The sequence below is a fragment of the Brevundimonas aveniformis DSM 17977 genome (assembly GCF_000428765.1).
Lineage (GTDB): Bacteria > Pseudomonadota > Alphaproteobacteria > Caulobacterales > Caulobacteraceae > Brevundimonas > Brevundimonas aveniformis.
Genome location: NZ_AUAO01000002.1, coordinates 114242 through 133831 on the forward strand (window position 1 = coordinate 114242; position 19590 = coordinate 133831).

At 68.0% G+C, this 19590-nt stretch carries 12 protein-coding genes; 11 read left to right on the top strand and 1 reads right to left on the bottom strand.

What is annotated here, in order from left to right; genetic code table 11:
- Positions 1-9 precede the first annotated feature (9 nt).
- On the bottom strand, positions 10-2088 hold the full coding sequence (locus G391_RS0105835; protein WP_035303913.1) for a S9 family peptidase: 2079 nt from the start codon (positions 2086-2088) through the stop codon (positions 10-12).
- Between the two features lie 104 nt (positions 2089-2192).
- Between G391_RS0105835 and G391_RS0105840 the strand changes: the two genes are divergently transcribed.
- From G391_RS0105840 to G391_RS0105890, 11 genes are all read left to right on the top strand, one after another.
- Positions 2193-3035: a 1-acyl-sn-glycerol-3-phosphate acyltransferase gene (locus G391_RS0105840; RefSeq protein ID WP_029086698.1), complete on the top strand. Its 843-nt coding sequence runs from the start codon at positions 2193-2195 to the stop codon at positions 3033-3035.
- Complete coding sequence (gene tsaE, locus G391_RS0105845) at positions 3032-3502, top strand: tRNA (adenosine(37)-N6)-threonylcarbamoyltransferase complex ATPase subunit type 1 TsaE (RefSeq protein ID WP_425393384.1); 471 nt, start codon at positions 3032-3034, stop codon at positions 3500-3502. Before G391_RS0105840 ends, tsaE begins: the two co-directional genes overlap by 4 nt.
- Positions 3468-4583 carry an N-acetylmuramate/N-acetylglucosamine kinase AmgK gene (amgK, locus tag G391_RS0105850; protein WP_035303915.1) on the top strand — a complete coding sequence of 372 codons (1116 nt, stop codon included), beginning with the start codon at positions 3468-3470 and terminating at the stop codon, positions 4581-4583. Before tsaE ends, amgK begins: the two co-directional genes overlap by 35 nt.
- Positions 4584-4603: 20 nt before the next feature.
- Positions 4604-5290, top strand: coding sequence for an N-acetylmuramate alpha-1-phosphate uridylyltransferase MurU (gene murU / locus G391_RS0105855; protein ID WP_035303917.1), 687 nt, complete (start codon positions 4604-4606; stop codon positions 5288-5290).
- A gap of 3 nt (positions 5291-5293) precedes the next feature.
- On the top strand, positions 5294-8263 hold the full coding sequence (gene addB / locus G391_RS0105860) for a double-strand break repair protein AddB (RefSeq protein WP_029086702.1): 2970 nt from the start codon (positions 5294-5296) through the stop codon (positions 8261-8263).
- On the top strand, positions 8260-11712 hold the full coding sequence (gene addA / locus G391_RS0105865; protein ID WP_029086703.1) for a double-strand break repair helicase AddA: 3453 nt from the start codon (positions 8260-8262) through the stop codon (positions 11710-11712). The genes addB and addA overlap by 4 nt, the downstream gene beginning before the upstream one ends.
- 62 nt (positions 11713-11774) lie before the next feature.
- Positions 11775-12101 carry a thioredoxin gene (trxA, locus tag G391_RS0105870; protein WP_029086704.1) on the top strand — a complete coding sequence of 109 codons (327 nt, stop codon included), beginning with the start codon at positions 11775-11777 and terminating at the stop codon, positions 12099-12101.
- A gap of 321 nt (positions 12102-12422) precedes the next feature.
- A complete protein-coding gene (locus tag G391_RS0105875; protein WP_029086705.1) occupies positions 12423-13445 on the top strand; it encodes a 2'-deoxycytidine 5'-triphosphate deaminase in 1023 nt (340 codons plus the stop codon).
- A gap of 86 nt (positions 13446-13531) precedes the next feature.
- Complete coding sequence (locus G391_RS0105880; protein ID WP_029086706.1) at positions 13532-14290, top strand: ImuA family protein; 759 nt, start codon at positions 13532-13534, stop codon at positions 14288-14290.
- Positions 14211-16076, top strand: a complete 1866-nt coding sequence (locus tag G391_RS15935; protein ID WP_084169154.1) for a Y-family DNA polymerase — start codon at positions 14211-14213, stop codon at positions 16074-16076. Before G391_RS0105880 ends, G391_RS15935 begins: the two co-directional genes overlap by 80 nt.
- Complete coding sequence (locus tag G391_RS0105890; RefSeq protein ID WP_029086708.1) at positions 16073-19588, top strand: error-prone DNA polymerase; 3516 nt, start codon at positions 16073-16075, stop codon at positions 19586-19588. The genes G391_RS15935 and G391_RS0105890 overlap by 4 nt, the downstream gene beginning before the upstream one ends.
- Positions 19589-19590: the final 2 nt, after the last annotated feature.

The following is a 19590-nucleotide window of genomic DNA, read 5'->3' on the forward strand; positions in this document are numbered from 1 at the left end:
GCGGCTTGCCTAGTCGATCGGCTCAGCCCCGACCGGCGCATAGCGGCCCAGCCAATCCGCCACCGTATTGTGCCACTGGACCGAGTTGTGCGCGCGCAGCACCCAGTGGTTCTCGTTCGGGAAGTACAACAGGCGGCTGGGGATGCCCCGGCGTTGCAGGGCGTTAAAGGTCGCCAGGCCTTGCGCGGTCGGAATACGGAAATCGAGGTCGCCCTGGACCACCAGCATCGGCACGCGCCAGTTCTGAACATAGTTGGCCGGATTGAACTCCTGATAGCCTTCGGGGTTCTCCCAGGGCGTGCCGCCGTTTTCCCATTCGGTGAACCACAGCTCTTCGGTTTCGTGGCCCATGGCGAAGGTGTCGAAGACGCCATCGTGATTGACCAGACACTGCCACGGCTGGTTCCAGTTGCCGGCGATCCAGTTGACCATATAGCCGCCGTAGGAGGCCCCGAGCGCGCACGCGCGGTCCTCATCGAGGAAGTCGTACTCAGCCAGGACGTAGTCCCAGCCCTTCTGGAGGTCTTCCAGCGGGCGGTCGCCCCAGTGCTGGGAGATGGCGTCGGTGAAGGCCTGGCCGTAGCCAGTCGAGCCGTGGAAATCGATCATCACCACCGCATAGCCGAGGCCGGCGTAGAACTGGGGGTTCCAGCGGTAGGACCAGCCGTCGCCGAATGAGCCTTGCGGCCCCCCGTGGATGAGGAAGGCGACCGGATATTCCTGACCTTCCTGATAGCCGTGCGGGCGCACGACGTAGCCGTGGACGGTCTCGTTGTTCCAGCCGGGGAAGGAGAACTGTTCGTAGTCGCCCAGGGCGATCTGACCCATGACCTCGGCATTGTGGTTGGTGATCTGGCGCGGCAGGTCACGCCCGCGGGCGGAGCGATAGAAGAGGTTGACCGGCCCATCCAGACCGTCACGCGCATAGACGAAGCCGCCGTCGGCCAGGTTCACGCCGGCGACGTGGCCGCCGGTGGTCAGGGGCGTGACCCGACCCGAGCGGACGTCGATGGAGAACAGCCGCGTCGTGCCGGTGTCGCCTGCGGTGGCGTAGAGGGTGCGGCCGTCCGGCGACCACATCAGGGAATCAGCCGAGCGGTCCCAGTCGGCGGCGATCTCGCGCGCCGTGCCGGTGGCGACGTCCATCAGCATGATGCGCCAGCGGTCGGCCTCAAAGCCAGGGCGGCTCATGGCGCGATAGGCCATTGTGCGGCCGTCGGGCGAGAAGACCGGGCCTGTGTCCCAGGCGTCGTTGGCGTCGGTCAGATTGACCAGGGTGCCGCCCGACAGGGGGACCTGATAGAGATCGAAGTTGGTGCTCCACGGCTCGGTCTGGCCGGCCAGCCGCGAGGAGAAGACGACCGTGTCGCTGTCGGGGCTGATGGCGTATTCGCCCTCGTCGCCGAAGGGAACCGACGGCGTGTCGCCGTCGAAGCCGGGCATCAGGGCCGTGGCCGTGGTCGCCGCAGCGCCCGGCGTCAGGTCGACGCGAAACAGATGATTGCGGCGGCCGTCCTCCCAGGTGTCCCAATGGCGCACGAACGCGCGGTCATAGACCTGGCCCGTCTCGGTGCGGTTGGCCCGGTGCTCGACCTCCGAGACGGTGCAGACCAGGTCGCCTTCGCAGGCGGGATAGACTTCCAGCGAGATGACCAGCGAGCCGCCGTCCGGTGTAATGCGGAAAGAGCCGACGTCCAGCGGCAGATTGGTCACCTGAGTGGCCGTGGCGCCCTGGTCGGCGCTGACCCAGACCTGGCCTCCACGCATGAAGAACAGCCGGCCATCGCTCGACCAGCGACCGGTATTGGCCCCGGCGTCGGAGATGGCCAGGCGGTGGGCGTTGTCGCCGTCGGCTTCCACGGCCCACAGGCTGGTGACGCCGCGGTTGTTCTCCCAGTCCGTCTGGCGAAGATTGTAGGTGACGGTGCGACCGTCTGGCGACACTTGGGGGTCCGAGACGCGATCCAGTCGGGCCAGGTCATCGACGGTGAAGGCGCGCCCTTCAGCCTCCTGGGCCAGCGCCGGCATGGCGGCAAGAGCGGTCGACAGGGCAATCAGCGAAACGATCGGACGGGCGAGACGGTTCATCGGGTAGCTTCCGCAAATAACTGAGGCGAGACTGCTAGCACCGTGACGGCCCTGTTGCATCCCCGCTTGCTCCAAAAGCCGACGCGGACGATCATCCCTGCTGCATGACTGTCACCGCCCCCGCACCGCACATTGTCGATGTCCTGATCGCAGAACGGGCTCCCCGGCTGACGGGATCGTTTGTCTGGCCGGTGGTGCGGCCGGCACTCTATGCCATGCTGGACTATGCCAAGGCCCGCCGGATGGCCGACGCCATCGGGCCGATGTCAGGGGCTGAGGCGCTGGACTATGTGTCGGGGCTGCTCGACCTGCAGGTCGCGGCCTTCTTTCTGGATCGAATCCCCAAGACCGGGCGGTGCGTGGTCGTCTGTAACCATCCCACCGGCATTGCCGACGGTCTGGCCGTGCAGGATGCCATCAAGCGGGTACGGGACGACGCCATCTATTTTGCCAATGCTGACGCCTTGAGGGTGTCGCCCCGCCTGGACGAGGTGGTGATCCCGGTCGAATGGGTCGAAACCAAGCGGACCCGTGAGAAGACGCGGGCGACGCTCCAGGCGGCGCGCGATGCCTTTGAGGCCGAACGGTGCGTCGTCATGTTCCCGGCCGGGCGGCTGGCCCGCCGGCAGAATGGCCAACTGACCGATCCGCCCTGGGCGGCGACGGCGGCCTCGCTGGCGCGCAAATACGAGGCTCCGGTGGTGCCGATCCATGTGTCGGGGCCGCAGTCGACGATGTTCCACACCTTTGACCGGTTCTCGGAGGAGCTGAGAGACGTCACGCTGTTCCACGAAATGCTGAACAAGCGGGGCCGCAAGTTCCAGCTGACGGTCGGGCCGACCATTTCGCCTGAGCGGCTCGATATTGATGCTACCAGGGCCACCTATGCACTCAAGGCCTATGTCGAGCGCATACTGGCCAATCAGCCGGACGCGATCTTCGCGTGATCCTGGACGGGACGGTTGAGATTGACCTGGCGGACGCGGGGTTGACGGCGGCCCTCGGGGCGGCGCTGTCAGCGGTGATCGAGCCGGGCGAGGCCCTTCTGCTGAGTGGGCCGCTAGGGGCGGGAAAATCAGTCCTGGCGCGCGGTCTGATTCAGGCCCTGGCGGGAGCGGAGGAGGAGGTTCCCTCACCAACCTTCACCCTGGTTCAGTTCTACGAGACGCAGCCGGCGATCGCCCACTTCGACCTCTATCGGCTGGAAGGTCAGGGTGAGGCGCTGGAGATCGGTCTGGAAGAGGCGCTGGATCACGGCGCGGCTCTGGTCGAATGGCCCGTGCGGATCAGCGGTCCTGAATGGGCGCGGTTGGCCCCGGATCGGCTCGAGGTAGAGTTGTCCCACGCGGGCGAAGGCCGTATCGCCCGTTTGACGCCCCATGGTGCCTGGAAAGGACGCGCGCTTGAGTTCTGATCGTGAGGCCGAACGGCTCGAGTTTCTGAAGGCTGCCGGCCTGGCCGATGCAGAGCGCCACCCCTTGCCTGGCGATGCCTCGACGCGGCGCTACGAGCGACTGATGACGCCCGGCGGCGTGTCGTTGATGCTGATGGATCAGGCCCCGGCGGCCGAAAGCGTGATCTGCCGGCCGGGCATGACGCCCGAGCAACGGCTGGCGGCCGGCTGGAACGCCACGGCGCGCCTGTCGGCGGGCCGGATTGAAGCCTTCGCAGGGGTCGCCGCCTATCTTCGCAGCCTGGGCCTGTCCGCGCCGGACATTCTGGCGCTCGACGCGCCGCGCGGCCTGGCGGTGCTGGAAGACTTCGGCGACGGCCTGTTCGCCCGCGTGATCGGGGCCGGGCAGGATGAGACGCCCCTGTATCTGGGGGCGATTGAGGCGCTGGCACGGCTGCACGAAGAAACGCCGCCCGCTTCGCTGGACGGGCATGGCCTGAGCTGGCCGTTGCTCGACTATGATGCGACGGCACTTCAGGGCGGGGCGGACCTTTTCGTCGACTGGATGCCGAAACTGGTCCCGAGCCTCAACTTCGATGAAGCCGCGCGGGCCGAATGGGCGGCGGTCTGGGCCCCGCATGTGGCGCGCGGCGCGGCGGGGGCGAGCGTCCTGGCGCACCGGGATTATCATGCCGAGAACCTGATCTGGCTGCCGGGTCGAACCGGCGCGGCGCGGGTCGGCATGATTGATTTCCAGGACGCGGTGCTGGCCCACCCAAGCTGGGACCTGCATTCGCTATTGCAGGATGCACGGCGAGACGTGCCGGCCGAGATCGAGGCGCAGGCGCTGAACCGCTATTTCGAGCTGCGACCTGACATCAACCGCGAGGCCTTCATGGTCGACTATGCGGCGCTGGCGGCGCTGAATGAGGCGCGCATTCTGGGCATCTTCGCCCGGCTGGTCGCACGGGACGGCAAGCCCAGATACCGGGCCTTCATGCCGCGCATGTGGCGACATCTGGAACAAAACCTGAAACGTCCAGAACTGGCGCAGGTGGCCGCTTGGCTTGACCGCCATGTGCCGCAAGAGACTCGAACGTGACCGCTAGACCCGCCACCGCCATGGTGCTGGCCGCAGGGCTGGGTACCCGGATGCGTCCCCTCACGGACGACCGCCCCAAGGCCCTGGTGGAGGTCGGCGGGCGGGCTCTGATTGACCATGTGCTCGATCGGCTGGTTGCGGCCGGCGTCATGCGGGCGGTGGTCAATGTCCACTGGTTCGCCGACCGGCTGGAGAGCCACCTAGCGGCGCGTGATGATCTGGAGATCGTGATTTCGGACGAGCGGGCCGAACTGCTCGAAACCGGTGGGGGCTTGAAGAAGGCGCGGGCGTTGCTCGGAGACGATCCGGTCTGGGTCGCCAACATCGACAGCGTCTGGATCGACCGGGGCGATGCGCTGGGCGACCTGGCCCGCCTGTGGAACCCGCAAGCGATGGATGTGGCCCTCTTGCTGGCCCAACCCGAGGGCGCGATCGGCTGGCCCGGCAAGGGCGACGGCTTCGTCGATGACGACGGGCGGTTCCGGTTTCGGGGCGACGCCCCGACGGCCCCGCTGGCCTATATGGGCGTGCACATCACCCGGCCACAGGTGGTCGATGACGGGCCGGACGGGCCGTTTTCACTGTCGCCCATCTGGCGACGGCTGGCGGATGAAGGCCGGCTGTTCGCGACAGTCATGGATGGCGACTGGATGCACGTCGGCGATCCTGAGGCGGTCAAGGCGTCAGAAGCCCGGCTGAGGGGCTAGGCGATGCAGGGTTGGTATTCCATTCCGGCGCATCGGCCGTTTCTGGAAGACCTGGCGGCAGGACTGATCGCCGAATATGGCGCGGACCCGGACGGCTTGGCCGAGGCGGTGATCCTGTTGCCGAACCGACGCGGCGCGCGCGATCTGGCCGAGGCCTTCCTGAAGATGGCCAATGGGCGCTCGGCGGTGCTGCTGCCGCGCATTCTGGCGCTGGGCGATCTGGAAACCGGCGAGCCACCGTTCGAGGCCGCCGACATCGCCGTCAGCCTGCGGCCCGCCGTCGATCCGATGCGGCGACGCTTCGAGCTGGCACGGGTTGCCGCCGCCCACGCCGAGGCGCGCGATGAGCCGCTGGACGCGCGCGGGGCGCTGGATATGGCGGATGCCCTGGCCGGCTTTCTGGATGGGTTGGCAACACGCTCAGAGATGCGGCCGGACGAACTGGACGGACTGGTTCCCGCAGATCAGGCCCTGCATTGGGCCGAGGCGGCGGGCTTGCTGAAACACACCCTTGTGGAGTGGCCGCGCCGTCTGGAGGCGTTGGGGGTCCTGGACGCCGCCGTTCGTCGCGCCGAAATCCTCGACCGCTTGACCGATCAGTGGGAGGCCCGGCCACCACATCATCCGGTCATCGCCGCTGGATCGAATGAAGCGGACGGGCCGGTGGCGCGTCTGCTCGGGGTGATCGCGCGCGCACCGCAGGGGTGCGTGGTTCTGCCCGGCCTCGATGAAGGACTGGCCGACAGTGCCTGGGCCGAGGTCGGCGAGGCGCACGCGCAAGGTGCTATCAAGGCGCTCCTGCAAGCCAATGGTCTGGATCGGAAAGAGGTTCGGACCTGGCCGGTGTCGGCGGGGGGCGAGGGGGCGACGCGGGGTCGGGCGCGGCGTCGGGTGATCAATGAAGCCCTGCGACCCGCCGAGGCAACCTCGGACTGGCTCAATGTGCTGGATCAGCTGCGAAAGGGGCAGGCGACCGATCCTGTCCGTGAAGGTCTGAAGGGCCTCACCGTCGTCAACGCAGCGAACGAGGAAGAGGCCGCCGCCGTCTGTGCCGTCCTGATGCGTGAGGTGCTGGAACCGCCGGACAAGACCTGTGCCCTGGTGACGCCGGATCAGGCGCTGGCGCGACGGGTCGAGGCCCGTTTGGCCCGCTGGGGACTGGCCGTTGATGATTCTGCCGGAGCCCCGCTGTCGCGTAGCCACCAGGGTCGACTTCTGGGCCTTGTCGCGCGCCTGATGGCGGAACCGCTGAACCCGATTCTGATCCTCGCCCTGATCAAACATGCGGATGTGCGTGCGCACCCCCGCGCCGTTCGTGGGTTGGAGGATGCGGCCTTCCGTGGACCGGCACCGCGCTCGTGGGACGACGTCCAGGCCCGCATCCTGGCGGCGCGGGGGCGCGATGATCGCGGCAAGGCCCGGCCCCCCTGGCGGTTGGCCCGGCTGGATGCAGCTGAGGATCTGGCCACGCGGCTGGCGGACATCTTCCCCGGCGAAGCCCCCGACGGGACAGCGGATGTTCTTGCGACAGGTCTGGTCGAACGTATCGAGGCGCTGGCGGGTGCGCGCGCTTGGACCGGGCCGGAGGGCGAGGCGGCGGCGAGGCTCATGGCCGGGTTGATCGAACATGGAAGCGCCCTGCCGGAGCTCAGTGCGGCGGCCTTTGCGGATCTGATCGAGGCCCTGGCGCAGGATCAGACCGTGCGGGCGGATCGGGCATCGCATCCGCGCCTTCGCATTCTGGGGGCCATCGAGGCGCGGCTGGTGCGGGCGGATCGCATGATCCTCGCTGGACTGGAGGAAGGTGTCTGGCCGCGCGGGGCCTCGGCGGACCCGTTCCTGTCGCGGCCGATGCGGCAGAAGCTGGGCCTGGCCTCGCCGGAACAGCGGCTGGGGCTGGCGGCGCATGACTTCGCCCAGGCGGCGTCGGCACCGGAGGTCTATCTGATCCAGTCCGAACGGCGCGACGGCCAGCCGGCGGTGCCGTCGCGCTGGCTCTGGCGACTGGAAACCCTGGTGAAGGGGGCCGAGATTCCCGAAGGTCTGCCGACCCGCCCCGAGGTTCTGGCCTGGGCGCGTGCGCTGGATGAAGCCGGTGCTTTCAGCCCGGCGTCGCGGCCGATGCCGTCGCCGCCTCTGGCAAGCCGACCGCTCTATTGGCCGGTGACGGACATCGAGCGGCTGACACGCGATCCCTATGTCATCTGGGCGCGCAAGGTCGCCCGGCTGGATGTGCTGTCGCCGCCGAACGAGGCCGTGGATGCGCGTCTGCGGGGATCGGCCATCCATGCGGCATTCGAGGACTTTTCCGAAAAGCTAAATCGCGGCGAGACGGCGGACGCCGAAACCTTCGAGGGGCTCTATCTGGATGCCCTGCGGGCCGGTGGCATGGACGAGGCGGGTCTGGCGCGCGAAGCCGCCCTGGCACGCCAGACGGCGGCGGAGGTGATCTCCTTCGAGGCCGAACGGCGTCAGGACGGCCGCCGCGTCGAAGTCGAGCAGCGCGGAGAACAGCCGCTCCAGATCGGGGCCCGCAGACACATGATCTCGGCCCGCGCCGACCGTGTGGAAATCCTCGACGGCGGCATCCACATTCTGGATTTCAAGACCGGCGCACCGCCGACCGCCAAGGAGGTCGAGGCGGGTTTTGCACCTCAGTTGACCCTGACCGGGGCCCTGGCCGCGCGCGGCGCTTTCGGTGGCCGGGCGCTGGAGCCGCAAGGGCTGACCTATGTGCGCGTGTCGGGGCGCGAGCCTCCGATCGAGGTGCAGGAGGCGACCAAGGAGATGGGTCCGGCCGACGCCTCGGAGGCCGCCTGGGCCGGGGTGATCGAGCTCCTCACCGCCTACGAGAACGATACCGAGCCCTATCGTTCGCGGCTGGCCCCCAAGTTTATCAAGTACGCCAGCGAGTATGACCATCTGGCGCGGGTCTTCGAATGGAACTCGGCAGATGACGGGGGCGGCGAATGATCGAAGCCCAGGATGCCCAACGTATCGCCGCCGATCCGAGGCTGAACGTCTTTGTCACGGCCAATGCCGGGTCGGGCAAGACCAAGACCCTGATCGACCGGGTGGCGCGGCTGTTGCTGGCCGGCGCAGCGCCAGCGCAGATCCTGTGCATCACCTACACCAAGGCCGCTGCGGCCGAGATGCAACGACGGCTGTTCAAGGTGCTGGGGGCCTGGTCGGTGGCCCGCGATGACAAGCTGGCCGAGACGCTGACCGAGTTGGTTGGCACAGCCCCCGATGGCATCGACCTGTCGCGCGCCCGACGCCTGTTTGCCCAGGCGCTGGAGACACCCGGCGGGCTGAAGATCCAGACCATCCACGCCTTCTGCGAGCAACTACTGCGACGGTTCCCGGTCGAGGCCGACGTGTCGCCACGCTTTCAGGTGATGGACGATGTCGAGGCCTCGCTGATCGTGGCCGACGCCCGGGCCGATGTGGCGCGGCTGGCGCTGAGCGGCGACAGCCCCGAGGTACAGGACGCCTATGCGCGGCTGTCGATCGCCCTGTCGCACCAGGACTTCGACAAGATGTTCGACGAAATCGAGAGCCAGCGGTTCGCCCTGGCCGACTATGTCGAGCGGGTCGGGCACGATCTGGGCGGGGCGGTGTGGGACGCCTGCGAATTTGACGGCGAGACGACCGCCGATGCGATCGAGGCTGAGGCGGCGAAGGACTTTGATCCTGAACGGTGGCGGGCCGCGAAGGATTTGCTGGCGGCGGGCGGCAAGACGGACGTCAAGAACGCGGGCCTCATCGCCGAGGCCTTGAGCCTGAATGGACCGCCGCCGGTGCTGGCGCTTTGCAAGGTGCTTTTCACGGCGGGCGGTGAGGGCACGCCGGCGGACTGGGTGGTCAAGGGCACGGCCTTCAAGCCGCAGCCCACAATCCATGACTTCATGCTTGAGGAACAGGCGCGACTGGAACGCTGGCGTGAGCGGCTGCGGGCTGAGACGGTGGCACGCGACACCCTGGCGGTCATGCACCTGGCCCAGGCCTATGTGGGGGCCTATGCCCATCGCAAGGCGGTCCGTTCGGCGCTCGATTTCGCCGATCTGATCGACCTGGCTCTGAAGCTGGTGGCGGAAAAGCCCGATGCCGCCTGGGTGCTCTACAAGCTGGACGGCGGCATCGACCATGTGCTGGTCGACGAGGCCCAGGACACCGCGCCTGAACAGTGGACACTGGTTGAACGGCTGACCGAACCGTTCTTCGCCGGGGCTGGGGCGGCAGAGGCGCGCGATCTTTCGCTGGCACGCAGCCTGTTCGTGGTCGGCGATGTCAAACAGTCGATCTATTCGTTCCAGGGGGCCGATGCCGGTCGGGTTCTGGAAGAAAACCGGCGCTATCGTCAGAAGGCTGAGGACGCGGGCCTTCAGTTCAAGTCACCGGCCCTGGAGCATTCCTGGCGCTCGGCCCCCGAGGTTTTGAGCTTTGTCGATGTGGTGTTTGCGTCGCCGGAGGCGCGACGTGGGGTGCCGGCTCCAGAAGGGCAGGACGTTGTCACCCACTATCCCATCCGTCCTGCTGATTCCGGCACGGTGGAGCTGTGGCCGCTGATCCGGGACCCAGGATCGGAGACGGGCCGGGCCTGGGATGCACCGGTCGATGAGGAAACCGAAAGCGCCGCCAACCGCGTCCTGGCCGCCGCGATTGCCGACGAGATCAAGGGCATGATCGCGCGTGGCGAGGCCGTTTACGACAAGGATGAGCGGACGTGGCGACCGGCGGAAGCCGGCGATTTCCTCATCCTCGTCCGCCGACGCAAGGCGCTGTTCGAGGATATTCTGCGTGCGCTCAAGCGCGCCGGTCTTCCTGTGGCGGGGGCCGACCGGTTGAGCCTCAGCGAGCACATTCTGTTCGACGACCTGATGGCCATCGCCCGGGTTCTGGTCTTCCCGGAAGAGGATCTGATGCTGGCGGCGTTGCTGAAGTCGCCCTTCTTCGATCTGGGCGACGATGACATTTTCGACCTGGCCCATGATCGCAGGCACCGCAGCCTGTGGACCCGGCTGAAGTCGCGGGCTGACGAGCGCCCGGCCTGGCGCGCGGCCGTCGACCGGCTGGAGGCGCTCAAGGCCGACAACCAGCGCCGGGCACCCTATGAGGTGTTCGCCCGCTTCCTGGCGACGACGGATGCCCAGGGCCGGTCGATGCGGGCGCGGGCGGCGACGCGCCTGGGGGGCGAGGCATCGGATGTGATCGATGCCTTCCTGGCCGAGGTGCTGGCGGCCGAGGGGCGCGGCGGCGGCGATCTGCAAAGCGTGATCGATCTGCTTGGCCGGTCTGACATTGTCATCAAGCGCGAAATGGATGCGCCCAAGGGCGAGGTTCGGGTGATGACCGTCCATGGGGCCAAGGGGCTGGAAGCGCCGGTGCTGTTCCTGCCGGAAACGACCAACCGCAGCGCGCGCGGCACACCGTTGCTGGAAACCGAGGACGGCGGCTTCCTGTGGGCCGGGTCCAAGTCGCAGGACTGTGATGCCTCGGCGGCGGCGCGATCCCTGCGCGAGGCGCGCGAGGAGGATGAGGCGCTGCGGCTGCTCTATGTGGCCCTGACGCGGGCGCGCGACCGGCTGATCGTGTGTGGGCGGATCGGCTCGACCGCCAAGATCGAGAATGTGAAGGGTTGGTACGGGGCCGTTCGTGACGCCTTTGAGAACCCGATCATTCGCGATCGGCTTGAACATCTCGAAGGCGATCGCCTGCGATATGGCCAGGCCCCGGCTCCGATGAAGGCGACCGCGCCCAGGGTCGAGGCGACGGTGCGAACGCCGGCCTGGTTGGGCCGAACCCCGTCCCCGGAAGCCCGACGCGGCTGGGCCTCGCCGTCAGCTCTGGCGGGCCGACCGCGTCTTGCCGCAGCGTCGCCGCTGGCGCGCGAGGCGGGGCTGGGCCGGTTCCGGCGCGGGGAGTTGATCCACAAGCTGTTTGAGCTGTTGCCGGATCTCCCACCGGAAGCTCGCACCGAGGCGGCTCGGGCCTATCTGGCGCGTCAGCCGGATCTGGATAGCATACAGCGCGCCGAGATTGCCATGGCCGTGGTGGTGGTGCTGGACGATCCTGCCTTCGCCACCCTCTTTGGTCCGGGCTCGCGGGCGGAGGCGTCTGTGGCCGGTTGGGGGCCGGGTCTGCCGGAGGGCATGAAGATCGCCGGGCGGCTCGACAGGCTGGTGGTGACGGATGATCAGGTTCTGGTCTGCGACTTCAAGACCAACCGCCCGGCTCCGGCGCGTGTCGAGGACAGCGACCCGGCCTATGTCGCCCAGTTGGCGGCCTATGTCGCGGTTCTGCGCGGCCTGTGGCCGGACCGGACCGTTCAGGCGGCCCTGCTGTGGACGGATGGGCCCAGATTGGACGTCATCCCCGACGAGATGATCGAGAACGCCCTGACCGACCTCGCAGGGGGTTGAGGCCGCGCCCGGCGACACCCACATTCATCCTCTGACAGAATCATCTCCACGGAGACCTCCCCATGGCTACCGTCGCTGTAACCGACGCCACCTTCGAAGCCGACGTCCTGAAGTCCGACAAGCCGGTCCTGGTCGATTTCTGGGCCACCTGGTGTGGACCCTGCAAACAGATCGGCCCGGCCCTGGAACAGATTTCCGACGAGCTTTCGGAATCCCTGACCGTGGCCAAGGTCGATATTGACGACAGCCCGATGACCCCGACGAAAATGGGCGTGCGTGGGGTGCCGACGCTGATGCTGTTCAAGGGCGGCGAGATCGTCGCCATGAAGGCCGGGGCCATGCCCAAGACCAAGATTGTCGAGTGGCTGGCCGAGCAGGGCGTCTCGTAGGTTGTCGGGATCAGGTTTTCGGTTCTAGGTCTAATAGACATTCAAAGATCCGTCATTCCCGGCTTTGTGCCGGGAATCCATCAGCTTGTTGAATATCCAGTCGTTTTGATGTCGGAACGCCCGCGGTCGTTCTGCGGGCATCAGCGGTGATGGGTGGCCGGGACACGCCCGGCCATGACGAATGCGTTTGTATGCAGAAGAATGATCGACCTGAATGTCGATTGGACCCAGGGACGCGCCCGCAGCGTGCGCTGGTGGTGACTGGCTGTCCCTGGAACCTAGTCCCTAGAACCTGACCCTTACCAAGGCTATGCAGGCCTCATGACATTTGATCTTTCCGCCGCCGGCATTCTGCCGTGCCAGGCTATCGACACCCTGATCGCCAACGGCGCGATCACCTCGGCCACCAAATTTGATGACGATCAGGTCCAGCCCGCCAGCCTTGATCTGAGACTTGGACCCAAGGCGTGGCGGGTGCGGGCTTCGTTCCTGCCCGGCGCGCGTACGGTGCGTGAGCGGATCGACGATGTGCTGATGCACCCCATCGAGCTGACGTCGTCGGGCGTCGTGCTGGAGAAGGGCTGTGTTTACATCGTCGAGCTGCAGGAACGCCTGAAGCTGCCGCGCGGCGTGCAGGCGCGGGCCAATCCCAAGAGTTCGACGGGGCGGGTCGACGTCTTTGTTCGTCTGCTGACGGATCGCGGACCGGTCTTTGACGATGTGGCCGAGGGCTATGACGGCCCGCTCTATATGGAGATCGTGCCGCAGACGTTTTCGATCCTGGTACGGCCCGGCACGCGGCTGAACCAGTTGCGGCTCAAGGTCGGGGAGCCGCCGCGGCTGGAGACACGCGACGTCGGCGTTGATCTGACCGGCGAGATCGCGGGCTTCCGCGGTCGGCGTCACGCCGGGGTGGTCGATCTGGACCACGTCGACGGCCACGATCCGCGCGACTTCTGGGAGCCGCTCCATGCGCGGCGCGGCGAACTGCTGCTGGATCCCGGCGAGTTCTACATTCTGGTGTCCAAGCAACCGACGGAGATCCCCGTCGATCAGGCCGCCGAAATGCTGCCGATCGACCCGGCGGTGGGTGAGTTCCGCGTGCATTATGCCGGTTTCTTTGACCCCGGTTTCGGCGTCGATGAGGCCCATGGCAAGGGGGCCAAGTCGGTGCTGGAGGTGCGCTCGCACGAGGCCCCGTTCCTGCTGGAAGACGGTCAGACCGTCGCGCGACTGGTCTATGAGCCGATGACCGAGCGACCGGTCCGCCTCTATGGCGAGGGTGGCTCACACTACCAGCGCCAGGGCCTGAAGCTGTCGAAACACTTCCGCCCCTGGGGATAGGTCCGCCGATCCCGGACGTCGCCTGATTCGCACCGCTTGACTCCGGCGCGCGGCGGAGTCCCTATGAGAACAAATAGGGAACAATCATGGCGACCTCACCGCTCAGGCTGGAGGCGTTGCGACGGCGTCTGGCCCGGATGGAGGGGAGAGCGCCCAGCGACGCGGGCCGGTTCGATCTCGGCCACACATCCGCCGATGCCTGTCTCGGCGGGCTGAACCGGCGCGCCCTGCACGAGGTGCAGGCGGCCTCGGCGGCGGATCTGGCGACGGCGGACGGTTTCGCCCTGGGTCTGGCGGCGCGGGCGGCGGGTGAGGGCTTCATCGCCTGGATCGTCCAGACCATGACCACGGCGGAGGCGGGCCTGCCGTATGGCGAGGGGCTGGCGGACTGGGGCCTGGATCCGGGGCGGATGCTGTTGGTGCGAACCCGTGACGCCACAGGCCTGCTGGCCGCTGGTGAGGATGCGCTGAAATCCGGGGCGCTGGGGGCGGTGGTGATGAGCGTCTGGGCCGCGCCCAAGGCCCTGAACTTGACGGCGACGCGGCGGCTGGCCCTGGCGGCGCGCGAGAGCGGCACGGCGGCGATCCTGGTCAGGAGCGGGGCGGTCGATCAGGCCGGGGCGTCGGAAACTCGCTGGACGATCACCTCGGCTCCCTCCCGGGCGCTGGAGGCCGGGGCGCCGGGACGTCCGGCCCTGACGGTGCGGCTGGACAAGAACAGGACCGGGGCCAACCCCGGCCAGTGGATGATGGAGTGGCGTAGTGATGAGCGCGGTTTTGCCGACCTCGCGGCGGTATCTGGCGATCTGGTTCCCATGGTTGCCCAGCGACCGACGGCGGCGTGATCTGTCTCTCCCCCATCAGCAAGCCGATGGGGGGGCAGGCACGTCGCAGACGAGCCGGGGGAGACTTTCGCCGTCGCACCGGCGTCTTTCAGCCGCCGACCCGTCCACCGCCCACCGGTCGCCTGCGGCGGCCGGCCCCTCCACCGCTTCGCGGTCCCCCTCCCCACCGCTACGCGGCAGGGAGGAGACGTCTGCGCCGCCCTTCGCCCTGGTCGATCGGATCAAGAACGCCCTGCGCCTGTCCGCTGTGTCGCCGGAGGCGGCGGGGCTGGGGCTGACGGCGGGGCTGGCGCTGGCGGATGCGCGGGCGCGGGTCCCGGATCTGGTCTGTTTGCCGGCGGACCCGGACGGCGACGCGGCGTTGCTCAGGCGGATGCTGATCGACTTCGGGCGGTTCACGCCGATGGCGGCGGCGGACGGCCCCGACGGGCTGGTGCTGGATGTCACCGGCTGCGCCCATCTGTTCGGCGGGGAGGCCGGGCTGGTGACGCGGGCGCTGGACCGGGCGGCGGCGGCCGGGCTTCATGCGCGCGCGGCGCTGGCCGGCACGCCCCAGGCGGCGCGCGCCCTGGTGCGGTTCGGCCCCGGCGGGATCGTTGCTGAGGGCCAGGACCGAGCCGCCGTGCGGCGGCTGTCTGTCGAGGCGCTGGAGTTGCCTGACGCGGATCTTCAGGCGCTCCGGCGCGCGGGGCTGAAGACCGTGGCCGCCGTCGATGACCGTCCGCGCGCGGCGCTGGCGGCGCGGTTCGGCAAGGCGGCGGCCTGGCGGGTGGACCGGGTGCTGGGGCTGGAGGACATCCGCATCACGCCGTTTCGGCCACCTGACCGTTGCGTGGTCGACCGGGTGCTGATGGAGCCGATCTCGACCGGCGAAGATGTTCTGCGGGTGCTGGCCGACCTGATGGGCGAGGCGGGGGCGCGGCTGGAGCGGGCCGGGCAGGGCGGGCGTATCTTTCAGGCGGCCTTCTTCCGTGTCGACGGACGGGTGCGGCGCGTGGCGGTCCAGACCGGTCGGGCGACACGCGAGGGGCCGGTGGTGCTGCGGCTGTTCAAGGAGAAGCTGGCGGCCCTGACCACGCCGCTGGACGCGGGGTTCGGCTTCGATCAGGTGCGCCTGAGCGTGGTGCAGACCGAGCCGCTGAACGCGACCCAGATCGACCTGAACAGACGCCCGGACAAGACGGCCGATTTCGACGGCCTGATCGACCGGCTGAGCGCGCGGCTGGGGCCTGAGGCGGTGCTGCGGTTTGAGCCGCGCGACACGCACATTCCCGAGCGGGCGGTGCGGTTGTCGGCGGGGAATGTGTCTCCTCCCCATCGTCTTCACGATGGGGAGGTGGCTCGACGCGAAGCGGAGAGACGGAGGGGACTGTCTCCGTCGCACCGGCGTCTTTCAGCGGCTGGCCCCTCCACCGCCCACCGGTCGCTTGCAGCGACCGGCCCCTCCACCGCTTCGCGGTCCCCCTCCCCATTCCTTCGTCATGGGGAGGAGACGGCTATTCCTCTTCGCCCCCTGCACCTGTTCGACCCGCCGCAGCCGGTGGAGGCGCTGGCGGGGTTGCCGGACAGTCCGCCCCGGCGGTTTCGCTGGCGGCGGGTGCAGCATGAGGTGGTGCGGGCCGAAGGGCCGGAGCGGATCGCCGCCGAGTGGTGGCGGCGCGCGGAGCCGACGCGCGACTATTACCGGGTCGAGGACGCCGCCGGGCGACGGTTCTGGCTGTTCCGTCAGGGGCTCTACGGCGACGACGCCCAGCCGCGCTGGTTCATCCACGGCCTGTTTGCATGACCGCCTATGCCGAGATGGCGGCGGCCTCGAACTTCTCGTTCCTGAGAGGGGCGTCCAAACCGCGCGACCTGGTGCTGACGGCGGTGGCGTTGGGACTGTCGGGGCTGGGCATCGCCGACCGCAACACCGTGGCGGGCACGGCGCGGGCCTGGGTGACGCTGAAGAGCTTGCGCGAAGACGGCTTGTCGCCGCCCGACCGGGTGCGCTGGGGCGGCGGGCCGGGCGAGGTGGACTATACGCCCAATCCGCTGGACGACCCTGAGGTGCGCGACGAGATCCAGCGACGCGCGCAGGGCTTTCGCCTGGGGCTGGGCACGCGGTTGGCGTTCACGGACGGCACGCCCGACATCCTGGTCTATCCCGAGACGCGCGCCGGCTGGGGGCGGCTGTGCCGGTTGCTGACCAAGGGCAATCTGAGGGGGGCCAAGGGCGAGTGCCTGTTGCAGTTGGCCGATCTGGAGGCGGACACCGAGGGCCTGCTGCTGATCGTCATGCCGCCGGCGCAGGTCGTGGGCCTGGAGGAGACGCTGTCGCGCGTGGTCGATGCAGCGCCGGGAGCGACCTGGCTGGGGGCGACGGCGCCGTTCGGTGGCGACGACCAACGCCGGCTGATCAAGCTGGAGCGCCTGGCGGCGACGACCGGCGCGCCGCTGATCGCGACCAATGATGTGCTCTATCATTCGCCCAGCGAGCGCGACCTGCAGGATGTGCTGACCTGCATCCGCGAGGGCGTGCGCATCGACCAGGCAGGCCGTCGGCTTCAGGCCAATGCCGAACGCCATCTGAAGGCGCCCCAGGAAATGGCGCGGCTGTTCCGCGCCGCGCCGGAGGCCCTGGATCAGGGCGACCAGATGCTGGCGCGCATGCGCTTTGATCTGGGCGATCTGAAATACGAATACCCCGAAGAGCCGGTGCCCCCGGGCTGGACGCCGCAGGCGTGGCTGACGGAGCTGACCTGGCGACGGGCCGATGTGCGCTATCCGCAAGGCGTGCCGGACAAGGTGCGCGCGACGCTGGACAAGGAGCTGGCCTATGTCGGCGAGCGGAATCTGGCACCCTATTTTCTGACCATCCACGATATTGTGCGCGAGGCCGAGAACCGGGGCATCCTGTGTCAGGGGCGCGGCTCGGCGGCCAATTCGGCGATCTGTTTCGTGCTGGGGATCACCTCGGTCGATCCGGCGCACAATGATGTGCTGTTCGAGCGTTTCATGTCGGCGGATCGCAATGAGCCGCCCGATATCGACGTCGATTTCGAGCATGAGCGGCGCGAGGAGATCATCCAGCACATCTATCAACGCTATGGCCGCGAACGGGCCGGCATCGCCGCGACGGTGATCCACTATCGACCACGCAGCGCCATCCGCGACGTCGGCAAGGTGCTGGGCCTGACCGAGGATGTGACCGCCCGGCTGGCCGGCAGCCAGTGGGGCAGCTGGGGCTCCGACATTCCCGACCGGGACGTGCTGCAGGCCGGGCTGGACCCAACCAATCCGATGGTGCGTCAGGCCGTCGGCATGGCCCAGCGGGTGCTGGGCTTTCCCCGGCACCTCAGCCAGCACGTCGGCGGCTTCATCCTGACGCGCGGGCGCCTCGATGAGCTGGTCCCGATCGGCAATGCGGCCATGGCCGACCGCACCTTCATCGAATGGGACCGGGACGACGTCGACGCCCTGGGTCTGATGAAGGTCGACATCCTGGCGCTGGGGATGCTGACCTGTATCCGCAAGGCGTTCGACCTGATGCGCGCGCATGAACGAGACGCCGATCACGACCTGGCCAGCGTGCCGTCTGAGGATGCGGCGGTCTATGACATGCTGTGCAAGGGCGACTCGCTCGGCGTCTTCCAGGTCGAGAGCCGGGCCCAGATCAACATGCTGCCGCGCCTGCGGCCCCGGACCTTCTATGACCTGGTGATCCAGGTGGCGATCGTGCGGCCTGGCCCGATCCAGGGGGACATGGTCCACCCCTATCTGCGCCGCCGCGACGGGGTCGAGCGGGTCGAATACCAGTCGCCGTCACCCGACCACGGCCCGCCCGATGAGCTGGAACAGGTGCTGAAGAAGACCCTGGGCGTGCCGCTGTTCCAGGAACAGGCGATGAAGGTGGCCATGGTGGCGGCCGAGTTCACCTCCAAGGAGGCCAATGGTCTGAGGAAGGCCATGGGCACGTTTCGCGGCGACGGGACGCTGCACACCTATGAGGAACGCTTCGTCGGGCGGATGGTGGCCCGCGGCTATGATCCGGCCTTCGCCCAGCGGTGCTTTGAACAGATCAAGGGCTTCGGGTCCTATGGATTCCCGGAAAGCCACGCGGCCAGCTTTGCCCGGCTGGTCTATATTTCCAGCTATATCAAACATTACCACCCGGCGGTGTTCGCCGCAGCCCTGCTGAACAGCCAGCCGATGGGCTTTTACGCCCCGGCCCAGATCGTGCGCGACGCGGTCGAGCACGGGGTCGAGGCCCGGCCGATCGACGTCAATCACAGCCATTGGGACAACACGCTGGAGGACACCACAACATCGTCACCCTCGGGCTTGTCCCGAGGGCCCATTAGTCCGCTTTCAGGGTGTCTGGATTCTCCACCAGACGATGGGGCTGCGTCTGGATACCCCCCCATTGTGTTTGATCGTTCCATGGGCCCTCGGGACAAGCCCGAGGGTGACGGACCAGGCAAGATGTGTGACCCAGGGCGACTGGCCCTGCGCCTCGGCCTTCGCCAGATCGACGGCTTTCGCCAGGTCTGGGCCGAGGGGCTGACGGCGGGGCGGGGCCGGCCCTATCGGTCGCTGGAGGATCTAATGCGGCGGGGCGGGCTGACGGTTCCGGCCTTGAGAAAGCTGGCCGATGCGGACGCCTTTCGCTCGCTGGGGCTGGACCGGCGCGAGGCTCTGTGGGCGGTACGACGACTTCCCGATGACGATCCCTTGCCGCTGTTCCAGGCGGCGGCGGCGCGCGAGCTGGGCGAGGAGGCGGACGCCCGGCTGCCGGTCATGCCGCTGGGCGAGCACGTCGCGGCGGACTATCAAACGACCCGCCTCAGCCTGAAGGCACACCCGATGTCGATCATCCGGTCGGTGTTTGAGGCAGAAGGCGTGCTGAGCTGTGCCCAGGCCGTCGCCCTGCCCAAGGATCGACGCGTGCGGGTCGCGGGGGTGGTGCTGATTCGTCAAAGGCCAGGCAACGGCAAGGCCATCTTCGTTACGATCGAGGATGAGACGGGCGTGGCCAACATCGTCATGTGGGCCGATCAGTTCGAACGCTATCGCCGCGAGGTCATGGGGGCCCGTCTGATGGAGATCGACGGCGTCATCGAACGCTCCAAGGAAGGCGTTGTCCATGTGATGACGCGACAGGTGTTCGATCGCTCAGCCGAACTGCGTCGTCTGTCCGAAGACCATGACCCGACCATCCAGCTCTCGGGCGCGGACGAGTTCGCCCACGGCTCCAGAGGGTCAGCCCGACATCCGCGCGATGTGCGCATCCTGCCGGGCTCACGCGACTTCCACTGAGA